This is a genomic window from Actinomadura sp. (assembly GCF_044508335.1).
Lineage (GTDB): Bacteria > Actinomycetota > Actinomycetes > Streptosporangiales > Streptosporangiaceae > Spirillospora.
On record NZ_JBIQHY010000033.1, the window covers coordinates 49,149 to 60,364 of the forward strand.

Here is an 11,216-nt window from a genome sequence, read left to right on the forward strand (position 1 = left end):
GGCTCACCACAGGCTCAGCGACCGCCGGAAGATCCCCGCGACGGCGTCCTCGTCCACCGGGCGCGGCGCGATCGCCAGCAGCCGCTGCTGCTTCATGGCCCCCTCGACGAGCCCGGGGATGTCGCCCTCCGCGTACCCGACGCCGCCGATGCCGCCGGGCATCCCGATGTCGCGCATCAGCCGCAGCACCGCCCGCGGCAGGTGCTCGGCCGCGTCGCCGGGCCGCTCCATCCCCGGATCGAGCAGCTCGGCGGCGCGCACGTGCCGCTCGGGACGCGCCTCGAACGTGAAGCGGAACGCCTCGGGCGCGGTCAGCGCCACCGACATGCCGTGCGGGACCATCGGCTCGCCGGCCGGATAGCCGTCCGGCCGGAAGTCCTTCACCCGCCCCGCGATCGGGTAGGCGTTCGCGTGCGGGATGTGCACGCCGGCGTTGCCGAACCCCAGCCCGGCGAACGTCGCCGCGAGCGCCATGTCCGTGCGGGCCTCCCGGTCGTCCCCGTCCCGGACGGCCCTCCGGAACGACCGGGCCAGCAGGCCCAGCGACTTCTCCGCCCACATGTCCGAGACGGGGTTCGCGCCGCAGTACGGCACCCGCTGCTCCGGCCGCTTGCGCGCGAACTCGTCGTACGGGCGCGCCGTGTAGCTCTCCAGCGCGTGGCACAGGATGTCCATGCCCGCCGACGCGGTCACCCCGGCCGGCTGCGACATCGTCAGCTCCGGATCCACCACGGCGAGCACCGGCCGCATCCGCGGATGGCTGATCCCCGTCTTGACCCGCAGGTCGAGCACGTCGAGCACGCACACGGTCGTGCTCTCGGCCCCGGTGCCGGTCGTGGTCGGCACGGCGACCAGCGGCAGCAGCGGCCGCTCGGGCGCGCGCCCGGCCCCGATCGGCGGGTTCAGGTACTCCGCGAGGTCGCCGTCGTTGGTCGTCATCAGGTTCACGGCCTTGGCGGTGTCGATGCTGGACCCGCCGCCGACCGCGACGTACGCGTCGTACGGCCCGGTCTCCCGCGCGTGCTCCACGGCCCGCCGCAGGCTGTCGTCCGTCGGCTCCACGTGCACGCCGTCGAACACGGCGGCCGCGATCCCGTACTCCTTCATCGCGTCGGCGATCCGCTGCGGCCCGCCCGTCGCGGCGACCCCGGCGTCGGTCACGACCAGCACCCGCCGCGCCCCGTACTGCGCCAGGTCGAACCCGATCTCGTCCGCCGCCCCGGCCCCGAACTTCAGCTGCGGCGCCCCGTACGTGAAGACCGTCTCATCACCCATGCCCTCACGGTGCCACAGCCGCGCGGCGGCGGTCAGGGGAGGTCGCCGGCGCAGACGCGGACGGCGCGCAGGGCCGCGGTGATCTCCGTCGCCTGCGCGGCGGGGAGGCCGGCGATGCCGAAGCCGGACTCGTTCAGCGCGGCGGTGGCCTCCTCGGCGAGGTCGCGGCCGGCGTCGGTGATGGTGGCGAGGACGACGCGGCGGTCGTCGGGGGAGGGGCCGCGGCCGACGAGGCCGCGCCGCTCCAGGCGCCCGATCACGTTGGTCACCGAGGCGGGGTGCACCATGAGGCGGGTGCCCATCTTGCCCATGGGCAGGGTGCCGGTGCGGGTGAAGGCGAGCAGGCGCAGGGCCTCGAAGGCGGCGAACGTCAGCCCGTAGGGCTTGAGGACGGCCTCGACGCGGCCGAGCAGGAGCTGCTGGGCGCGCATCACGGAGGTGACGGCCGCCATGTGGTCGGCGTGCTCGGGCCAGCGGGCGCTCCACTGGCGGTGGGCCTCGGCGATGGGGTCGGGGGTGTCGGGCACCGCAACACCGTATGCCGTCTTGACTGGTTCGCGCACGGAAACTATTTTAACTTCCAAATATTGGAAGTCCAAGGTTTGGTGGTGGGACGGTGACGGGGGAGCTGCACGCGCCGAGGCACCCGGTCCGGTTCGTGACCGCGGCCGCGCTGTTCGACGGCCACGACGCGGCCATCAACATCATGCGGCGCATCCTGCAGTCCCAGGGCGCCGAGGTGGTGCACCTGGGGCACGACCGCTCGGTCCGCGAGGTCGTCGACGCCGTGCTGGAGGAGGACGCGCAGGGCGTGGCGATCAGCTCCTACCAGGGCGGCCACGTCGAGTACTTCGAGTACCTGTCGCGCAGCCTGAAGGAGGCCGGCGCCGAGCACGTGAAGGTGTTCGGCGGGGGCGGCGGCGTGATCGTGCACGAGGAGATCGCGCGGCTGTCCGGGTCGGGCGTGCGGATCTTCTCCCCGGAGGACGGGCAGCGGCTCGGCCTGCCCGGGATGATCAACGAGCTGGTGCGCGAGTGCGACGTCGACCTGGCCGCCGAGCCGCTCCCGGCGGACGACGTCCTGGCGGGGGACCGCCGCGCCCTGGCGCGGGCGATCACCTGCCTGCAGGCGGGGCGGCTGCCGGACGGCGACCGGGCGCGGATCGCCGAGGCCGCGGCCGCGCGCCGCGTCCCCGTGCTCGGCATCACCGGCACCGGCGGCTCCGGCAAGTCGTCCCTCACCGACGAGCTGGTGCGGCGGCTGCGCGTGGACCAGGGCGACCGGCTGCGCGTCGCGGTCCTGGCCGTGGACCCGACCCGCAGGCGCGGCGGCGGCGCGCTGCTCGGCGACCGGATCAGGATGAACTCCCTGGACGGCGACCGCGTCTACTTCCGCTCCCTGGCGACGCGGGGCGCCCGCGAGCTGCCGGACAACGTCGAGGACATCATCGCCGCCTGCAAGGCCGCCGGGTTCGACCTCGTCATCCTGGAGACGCCCGGCATCGGGCAGGGCGACGCCGCGATCGTCCCGCTGGTGGACGTGTCGCTGTACGTGATGACGCCCGAGTTCGGCGCCGCGTCCCAGCTCGAGAAGATCGACATGCTCGACTTCGCCGACGTGGTCGCGATCAACAAGTTCGAGCGGCGCGGCGCGGCCGACGCGCTGCGGGACGTGTCGCGGCAGCTCGTCCGCAACCGGGAGGCGTTCGGGCGGCGGCCCGAGGACATGCCGGTGTTCGGCACCAGCGCCGCCACCTTCAACGACGACGGCGTGACGGCCCTCTACCAGCACCTCGGCGGGCTCCTCGCCGGGCACGGGCTGGAGCTGCGGGACGGCGCCCTCCCGCGGGTCGCGACGAAGACCTCCACCGGCGCCGCGGCGATCATCCCGCCCGGCCGGGTGCGGTACCTGTCCGACATCGCCGAGACCGTGCGCGCCTACCACGCCGGCACGGTGCGGCAGATGGAGGCGGTGCGGCGCGTCCAGCGGCTGGAGGAGGTGCGCGCCGAGCTGGAGGACGCCTCCGAGGTCGAGGCGCTGCTGGAGAAGGCGCGCCGCGACGTCGAGCCGGGCAGCGCCGAGCTGATCGAGGGCTGGCCGGCCGTCGTGGAGTCCTACTCCGGGGACGAGCAGGTCGTGAAGGTCCGCGGCAGGGAGCTGCGCACCAGGCTGGCCCGCGAGTCGCTGTCGGGCAGCCGCATCCCGCGCGTCGCGCTGCCGCGCTACACCGACCACGGGGAGCTGCTGCGGTTCCTGCGGAACGAGAACCTGCCCGGCAGGTTCCCGTTCACCGCCGGGGTGTTCCCCTTCAAGCGCGACAACGAGGACCCCGCCCGCATGTTCGCGGGCGAGGGCGACCCGTTCCGCACCAACCGCCGCTTCAAGCTGCTGTCGGAGGGGCAGCCCGCGACGCGGCTGTCGACCGCGTTCGACTCGGTCACCCTGTACGGGCGGGACCCGGACGAGCGCCCCGACGTGTACGGCAAGGTCGGCACGTCCGGCGTGTCCATCGCCACGCTGGACGACATGAAGGCGCTGTACGACGGGTTCGACCTGTCCTCGCCCACCACGTCGGTGTCGATGACCATCAACGGGCCCGCGCCGACGATCCTGGCGTTCTTCCTGAACACCGCCATCGACCAGGGGCTGGACGCCTTCCGCGAGGAGCACGGGCGCGAGCCCTCCGAGGAGGAGGCCGCCGAGATCCGGGCGCGCGTCCTGTCGACCGTGCGCGGGACCGTGCAGGCCGACATCCTCAAGGAGGACCAGGGGCAGAACACCTGCATCTTCTCCACCGAGTTCTCGCTGCGGATGATGGGCGACATCCAGGAGTGGTTCATCGCCAACGGCGTCCGCAACTTCTACTCGGTGTCGATCTCCGGCTACCACATCGCCGAGGCCGGCGCCAACCCCATCAGCCAGCTCGCGTTCACCCTCGCCAACGGGTTCACCTACGTCGAGTCGTACCTGGCGCGCGGCATGGACGTCGACGACTTCGCGCCCAACCTGTCGTTCTTCTTCTCCAACGGCATGGACCCCGAGTACAACGTCCTCGGGCGCGTGGCCCGCCGCATCTGGGCGATCGCCATGCGGGACCGGTACGGCGCCAACGAGCGCAGCCAGAAGCTCAAGTACCACGTGCAGACCTCCGGCCGCTCCCTGCACGCGCAGGAGATGCACTTCAACGACATCCGGACGACGCTGCAGGCGCTGATCGCCATCTACGACAACTGCAACAGCCTGCACACCAACGCCTACGACGAGGCGGTGACGACGCCGACGGCCGAGTCGGTGCGCCGGGCGCTGGCGATCCAGATGATCATCAACCGGGAGTGGGGCCTCGCGATGAACGAGAACCCGCTGCAGGGGTCGTTCATCATCGACGAGCTGACCGACCTGGTCGAGGAGGCGGTGCTCGCCGAGTTCGACCGGATCAGCGAGCGCGGCGGCGTGCTCGGCGCGATGGAGACCGGCTACCAGCGGGGCCGCATCCAGGACGAGTCGATGCTGTACGAGCAGCGCAAGCACGACGGCTCCCTGCCGATCATCGGGGTGAACACGTTCCGGCCGCCGGACGCCGACGACGGGACGCCGAAGACGATCGAGCTGGCCCGCGCCACCGAGGAGGAGAAGCGCTCCCAGCTCGAGCGGGTCCGCGCGTTCCAGGCCGCGCACCGCGGGGAGGCCGAGGCGGCGCTCGCCGCGCTCAAGGAGGCCGCGCGGGCCGGGGAGAACGTGTTCGCGGTGCTGATGGACGCGGCGCGGGTGTGCAGCCTCCAGCAGATCACCGACGCGTTCTTCGAGGTCGGCGGGCAGTACCGGCGCAACGTGTAGGCGACGGGGGTGTCGATGCCTCGCGATGACACCGGGTACGCGGTTCCGGTGCCGGAGAGGGTGCGCCGGGTCGTGTCGATCGTGCCGTCGCTGACGGAGACGGTCGCGGTGACCGCGCCGGAGCTGCTCGTGGGGGCCACCGACTGGTGCACCCGCCCCGAGGGCCTGGACGTGGCGCGCGTCAGGGGCACGAAGAACCCCGACCTGGAGCGCATCGCCGGGCTGCGCCCGGACGTCGTCCTGGGCAACACCGAGGAGAACCGCCCCGCCGACGTGGCGGCCATGCGCGCGGCCGGCATCCCCGTCTGGATGACGGAGATCCGCACGGTCGACGAGGCCCTGGCGTCGCTGCGCCGCATGCTGGCCGAGGCGTGCCGGGTCCCGGCGCCCGGCTGGCTGGACGAGGCGTCCCGCGTCTGGGCGGACGTCTCGCCGGGCGCGCCGCGCAGGGCCGTGATCCCGATCTGGCGGCGGCCGTGGATGGTCGTCGGCCGCGACACGTTCGCCGGCGACGTCCTGCGGCGCCTGGGCGTCTCCAACGTCTACGCCGGCCATCCCGACCGCTATCCGAAGGTCCCGCTGGACGAGCTGAACGCGGTCGGCGCGGACCTGGTCGTCCTGCCCGACGAGCCGTACGCGTTCACCGGGGACGACGGCCCCGAGTCCTTCCCCGGCCTCGACGTCGCGCTCGTCAGCGGGCGGTTCCTGACCTGGTACGGCCCGTCGATGGCGGACGCCCCGCCGGCCCTGTCGCGGCAGCTCGCCGGGGCGCGGGCCTACTGATCGGGCCGGCGGGAGAACATGGCCTCCACGCATTCGGCCATGCGCTTGTCGAGCTCCTCCGCCGGGAGGCCGATCTCGCGGGCGAGATGCTCGCGCAGCAGCGTGTACCCGTAGATCGTCGACGCGATCGCCGCCTGCACGGCCTCGACGTCCCCGACCGGCAGCTCGCCCCGCGCGGCCTCCGCGGCGAGCCCGGCGCGGCCGGCGCCGCGGTTGAGCAGGACGCGCGGCCTGTCGTCGCCGTCCAGCACCAGCAGGGTGGCCAGCCGGACGGGCTCGGGGTTGCGCAGGCTCGTCCAGAACAGCCGGGACAGCCGTTCGCGCAGCGGCAGCCCGGCGGCGTCCACCGCGTCCTCGGCGTTCGGCCGGGACCGGTGGAACAGCGCCGAGCGCAGCAGCGACCGCCGCGACCCGAAGTACTGGTAGACCAGCCCGCGGTTGACGCGCGCCTCGTCGGCGACCTGGCGCAGGTTCAGCCCGGCGAGGACGCCGCCGCGGCGCAGCAGCGCGACCGCCGCCGCCCGCAGCGACTCCTCCGTCGCCTCCCGGTCCCGCCCGCGCGGCGCCTCGTCACGCGCGGGGACCACCGGCCACGTAGATCACCTGGCCGGACACGAAGGACGCGTCGTCGCTGACCAGGAACGCGACCGTGCCGGCGATGTCCTCGGGGACGCCGACGCGGCGGACCGGGATCTCCTTGGCGGCGGCGGCCTTGAAGTCCTCGAAGTCGACGCCGACGCGGGCGGCGGTCGCCGCGGTCATCTCCGTCGCTATGAACCCGGGGGCGATCGCGTTGACGGTCACGCCGAACTTGCCGAGCTCGATCGCCAGCGTCTTGGTGAAGCCCTGCAGGCCCGCCTTGGCGGCCGAGTAGTTGGCCTGGCCGCGGTTGCCGAGCGCCGACACCGACGACAGGTTCACGATGCGGCCCCAGCCGGCCTTCGTCATGTGCTCCTGCGCGGCGCGGCTCATCAGGAACGAGCCGCGCAGGTGCACCGCCATGACGGTGTCCCAGTCGTCGTCGGACATCTTGAACAGCAGGTTGTCGCGCAGGACGCCGGCGTTGTTCACCAGCACCGCGGGCGGGCCCAGCTCGGCGGCGACGCGCGCGACCGCGGCGGTCACCGCCGCGGAGTCGGCGACGTCCACGGCGACGGCGAGGGCCGTCCCGCCGTCCTTCTCGATCGTCTCCACGGTGCCGGCGCAGGCGGCCGCGTCGAGGTCGCAGACCGCGACGGCGAAGCCCTCCCTCGCCAGCCGGACGGCCGTGGCGGCGCCGATGCCGCGCGCCGAGCCGGTGACGATGGCGACCCGGTTGTCGGTCATCTCGCTTCCCCTTCCGTCAGACCTGGAGGTCCTTGGCGATGATGGTCTTCAGCACCTCGCTGGTGCCGCCGTAGATGCGGGTGACGCGGGCGTCGGCGTACAGGCGGGCGATCGGGTACTCCAGGATGTAGCCGTAGCCGCCGTGCAGCTGCAGGCACTTGTCGACGACGCGGGCCTGCACCTCGGTGCAGAACAGCTTGCAGACGGCGGCGTCGGCGGGGGTGAGCTCCCCGGCGTCCAGCGCCTCGATGCAGCGGTCGACGAGGGAGCGGGCCGCCTCGACCTCGGTGGCGCACTCGGCGAGGACGAACTTGGTGTTCTGGAACGACGAGACGGTCTTGCCGAAGACGGTGCGCTCCTGCACGTACTTGCGGGCGAACTCGACGGCCGCCGCGGCGGAGGCGTAGGAGCTGGTCGCGATGCCGAGCCGCTCCTCGGCCAGGTTGTGGGTGAGGTACTCGAACCCGCGGCCCTCCTCGCCGAGGAGGTCCTCCACCGGCACGCGGACGTCGGTGAACGACAGCTCGGCGGTGTCGGAGCTGCGCAGCCCGATCTTCTCCAGCTTGCGGCCGACCGAGTACCCCTCGGACCTGGTGTCGACGGCGAGGATCGACAGCCCGGCGCGGCGGTTCTCCGGGGTGGCGGGGGACGTGCGGGCCACCACCAGCACCCGGTCGGCGAGGACGCCGCCGGTGATGAAGGTCTTGGCGCCGTTCAGGACGTAGTGGTCGCCGTCCCGCTTCGCGGTGGTCTGCATGCCGGCGAGGTCGGAGCCGGTGCCCGGCTCGGTCATCGCGATGGCGGTCATCATCTCGCCGGACACGAACGGCGGCAGCCAGCGCTTCTTCTGCTCCTCCGAGCCGTACTTCAGCAGGTAGGGCAGGACGAGGTTGACGTGCACCCCGTAGCCGCCGAAGCTGACGCCCGCGCGGGCGCACTCCTCGGAGACCACCGCCTGGTACTTGAAGCTGGTCTCGCCGGCGCCGCCGTACTCCTCGGGCACCTGGATGCCGAAGACGCCCAGCTCGCCGAGCTTGTAGTAGAACTCGCGCGGCGGGTGGCCGGCCTTCTCCCAGTCCGCGTAGACCGGGGCGACCTCGGCCTCGATGAACGCCCGGATCGTGTCCCGGAACGCCTCGTGGTCCTCGTTGAAGATGGTGCGGCGCACGCCGTGGCCCCTCTCGTTCGGCTAGCAGGGTGCGATCAGCAGGGTGCTGCTAACAGAACGCTAACTTAACTCGAATGAAGTTCTAGAATCAAATACGAGCCGGGCGCGCGGTCATGGGCTGACCCGCTGGGACAGCGCCTTGAGGAAGAGGGCCTGCACCTGCCCGGGCGTCTCGGCCACGTAGGCGTCGCCGTGCGTGGCCTGCGCGATCTGCCGCAGCTCGTTGACGTCGACGTCCTCGCCGTTGCCGAACATGTTGATCAGCACCGGGCGCGCCGGGTCGTACTCGCGGCGGATGTGCTCCAGCGTCTCGGCGAGCGACGGGCCGCCCGGGTCCTCGTTGCGGCCGTCCGTCCACAGCAGGATCGAGTTCACGTACTCCGGCTTGTAGGTCCGCTTCATGTAGTCGAACGCGGCCATGACCGTCTCGTACAGGCCCGTGTCGCCGTGCTTCTTCACCTTGATCTGCGCGAACGCGCTCAGCATGCGCTGGCGCCGCGTCGCCGAGCCCAGCCGCTGGCCGAGCGGCCCGACGCTGACCAGCTCGCGCCAGTCGCGGTCGCCCACCAGCTCGGTGGAGAACACCCACTGCCCGAGCTCGCTGTCGTCCGGGAGCAGGGAGAGCCCGTCCTGGGCGGTCCGGATCGTGGCCTGCAGCCGCGTCACGCCCGGCGCGACCTTCTGGTCCATCGAGCCGGACACGTCGATGATGCTGAGCATCCGGATGCTGAGCGCGAGCTGCGCCCACGACTGCATGGTGCGGCGCACCGCCGCGGCGGGCGGCTCCGGCAGCGCCCTCGGCGCGCTCGGGTTCAGCCCGTTCTTCGCCGAGAAGGCCGTCGGCGCCCTCCCGGCGGGCGTCCGGAACCCGAGCCGCTGGACGTCGTCGAGGGTGTCGGCGGCCGACAGCGCCTTCCACAGCAGCCGCGCGGCCGCCGCCTTGGCGCGGTCCTTCGACAGGACGGCGACGGGATGGTCGAGGAAGACCGTCCCCTCCGCCGGGTACACGGCGACCACCGGCTCGGCCGGGCGCCGGGAGTTGTAGCCGAACACCGCCTGCTCGGGCACCAGCGCCACCGGGTAGCGGTCCGCCTTGCCCTTGCCGACATCGGAGTCGAACGCGTCGAACTCGGCCTTCACCGAGACCGCCACGCCCTCCCTGATCGTCCGCACGACGCCGGCGAACTTGGCCTCCGCGCCGGGCGTCCGCCCGAGCAGCGAGCTGGCCAGCATCAGCGTGCCCATGCCGGTGGCGCTGCGGTCGGGGTCGGCGACCTGCAGCCGCAGCAGCCGCGGCGGGATCACGCTGTCCCCGGCGTCCTCGTCGGGCTCGGCGTTGGAGGCCGTCCCCGCCGCGGCGAGCAGCTCGGTCCACGACGGCTGCTCCGGCGCCCCGAGGTTCCGCAGCTGGACGGCGAGCCCGCGCGGCATCGCCAGCACGATCGGGGTGGCGGCGATCCCGCCGAGGACCTGGTACGCGCCCGCGGCCCCGGCCTGGCCGGAGCCCTCGACGAGCTTGATCCAGAGGGAGGAGTCGGGGATCCACACGTCGGGCCGCTCGGTCACCCCGGCCACGCCCTTGCCGGACAGCAGCGTCGCCACGGCGTCCGGGTCGGTGGTGCGCACCTGCGCGCGGGCGCAGTGCCCCTCCACCTCGTGCCGGGCGTCGTTGAACCGGCCCGCCGCGCGGATCACCGCGGGCGCGACGTCCGGCGCCACCGCGACCCCGACGGTGACGGCGTCGTCGCCGGAGCAGCCGTCGCCGGCCGCGGTGAACGCGTACACGCCGAGGCCGGTGAGCAGCACCAGGCCGACCGCGCCCGCCAGCGGGCCGAGCAGGACGCCGCCGAGCCGCCGCGGCGGGCGGCGGCCGGGCTCGCGGTGCCGGCGGGCCGGCTTCGCCGCGGCGTGCGCCGGCCCCGGCGGGCGGGCCGCCCGGTCCGGGCGGTGGAAGGGGTCGAAGGGCTCGCCGCCCTCCGGGCGCGGCGGCTCCCACCGGCCGCCCGGATCGGAGGCGCCGAGGAAGACGTGGGGCGTGTCGAAGCCGCCGCTCTCCGGCAGGTTCCGGGGTGCCCACTCGGGCACGTCGTCGTGTCCGCTCATCGCCGACCTCCGTGGCCCGGACGGGGGTGGAGCCGGGCCGTGTCGCGCCGTGTCGTGACGGGCCGTTCGTGAGACACATCAACGATCTGTCTCAGAAGGGCCAGGTGTGATGTTCGTCTCATCGGCGTCGTCCGTCAAGGGTTTGGCCGTTCAGGGCCTGACGGGAATCTCGGCGAGCAGCGCGGAGAGCCCGGCGGCGCGCCCGGGCGACACGTCGCCCGGCGCCCGCCCCGCCATGAGCGCCCGCAGCCGCGCCACCCGCCGCGGCAGGTCCACCGGCTCGCCCTGGTCCACCTCGTTGAGCAGCGTGGTCACCTGGGTGGCGAGGTCGCTGCCGAACCGCGGGCTGACCTCGCCCGCCGCCATCCCCACGTCGATCGCGCGGCGCATCCGGGCCAGCGCGGCGACCGCGGCCGCCCGCGCGTCCGCCGCCGGGACCGCCGGACGCGACGGCGCGGCCGGGGCGGGCCGCGCCGTCACCTCGTCCATGGCGGCGGGCGGCGGCGCGGACCGGCGCGGCGGCGCGGGGAGCGCGACGGCGCCGGGGGAGTCCCGCAGCGACGACAGGATCACCGCCAGCGGGGCCAGCACCAGCGCCAGCACCGCGGCCGCGGCGCCGCCCAGGACGATCCCGCGCCGGATCCGGCCCAGCCGGCCCCGCGGCCCGCTCGGCGCGGCGGGCGGCGGCGGGACGGCGGCCCCGGCAGCGTGCGCGGCCAGCGCGCG

The 11,216-nt window shown here is 73.6% G+C and carries 8 protein-coding genes and 1 pseudogene; 2 read left to right on the plus strand and 7 right to left on the minus strand.

What is annotated here, in order from left to right; translation table 11 throughout:
- Positions 1-3: 3 nt before the first annotated feature.
- Both ACIWVC_RS14560 and ACIWVC_RS14565 read right to left on the minus strand, forming a co-directional pair.
- Entirely contained in the window at positions 4-1,275 is a 1,272-nt protein-coding gene (locus tag ACIWVC_RS14560) for a hydroxyacid-oxoacid transhydrogenase (protein ID WP_396452224.1), read from the minus strand.
- 32 nt (positions 1,276-1,307) lie between these two features.
- Positions 1,308-1,838 carry a MarR family transcriptional regulator gene (locus tag ACIWVC_RS14565; protein ID WP_396452222.1) on the minus strand — a complete coding sequence of 177 codons (531 nt, stop codon included), beginning with the start codon at positions 1,836-1,838 and terminating at the stop codon, positions 1,308-1,310.
- 53 nt (positions 1,839-1,891) lie between these two features.
- On the opposite strand from ACIWVC_RS14565, the gene icmF reads away from it, so the two are divergent.
- Both icmF and ACIWVC_RS14575 read left to right on the plus strand, forming a co-directional pair.
- On the plus strand, positions 1,892-5,110 hold the full coding sequence (icmF, locus tag ACIWVC_RS14570) for a fused isobutyryl-CoA mutase/GTPase IcmF (protein WP_396454220.1): 3,219 nt from the start codon (positions 1,892-1,894) through the stop codon (positions 5,108-5,110).
- 15 nt (positions 5,111-5,125) lie between these two features.
- Positions 5,126-5,893, plus strand: a complete 768-nt coding sequence (locus tag ACIWVC_RS14575) for a helical backbone metal receptor (protein ID WP_396454221.1) — start codon at positions 5,126-5,128, stop codon at positions 5,891-5,893.
- Here ACIWVC_RS14575 and ACIWVC_RS14580 read toward each other — a convergent pair.
- From ACIWVC_RS14580 to ACIWVC_RS14600, 5 genes and pseudogenes are all read right to left on the minus strand, one after another.
- Positions 5,887-6,480, minus strand: coding sequence for a TetR/AcrR family transcriptional regulator (locus tag ACIWVC_RS14580; protein ID WP_396452216.1), 594 nt, complete (start codon positions 6,478-6,480; stop codon positions 5,887-5,889). The two genes, ACIWVC_RS14575 and ACIWVC_RS14580, sit on opposite strands and share 7 nt — an antisense overlap.
- Positions 6,464-7,219: a 3-oxoacyl-ACP reductase FabG gene (gene fabG, locus ACIWVC_RS14585; protein ID WP_396452215.1), complete on the minus strand. Its 756-nt coding sequence runs from the start codon at positions 7,217-7,219 to the stop codon at positions 6,464-6,466. Before fabG ends, ACIWVC_RS14580 begins: the two co-directional genes overlap by 17 nt.
- Before the next feature lie 16 nt (positions 7,220-7,235).
- On the minus strand, positions 7,236-8,387 hold the full coding sequence (locus ACIWVC_RS14590) for an acyl-CoA dehydrogenase family protein (RefSeq protein WP_396452214.1): 1,152 nt from the start codon (positions 8,385-8,387) through the stop codon (positions 7,236-7,238).
- A gap of 111 nt (positions 8,388-8,498) precedes the next feature.
- Positions 8,499-10,490 (minus strand): substrate-binding domain-containing protein, encoded by a 1,992-nt coding sequence (locus tag ACIWVC_RS14595; protein ID WP_396454222.1) that lies wholly within the window; start codon positions 10,488-10,490, stop codon positions 8,499-8,501.
- A 150-nt stretch (positions 10,491-10,640) separates the two neighbouring features.
- A pseudogene (locus ACIWVC_RS14600) lies at positions 10,641-11,216 on the minus strand (hypothetical protein); the annotation flags it as partial.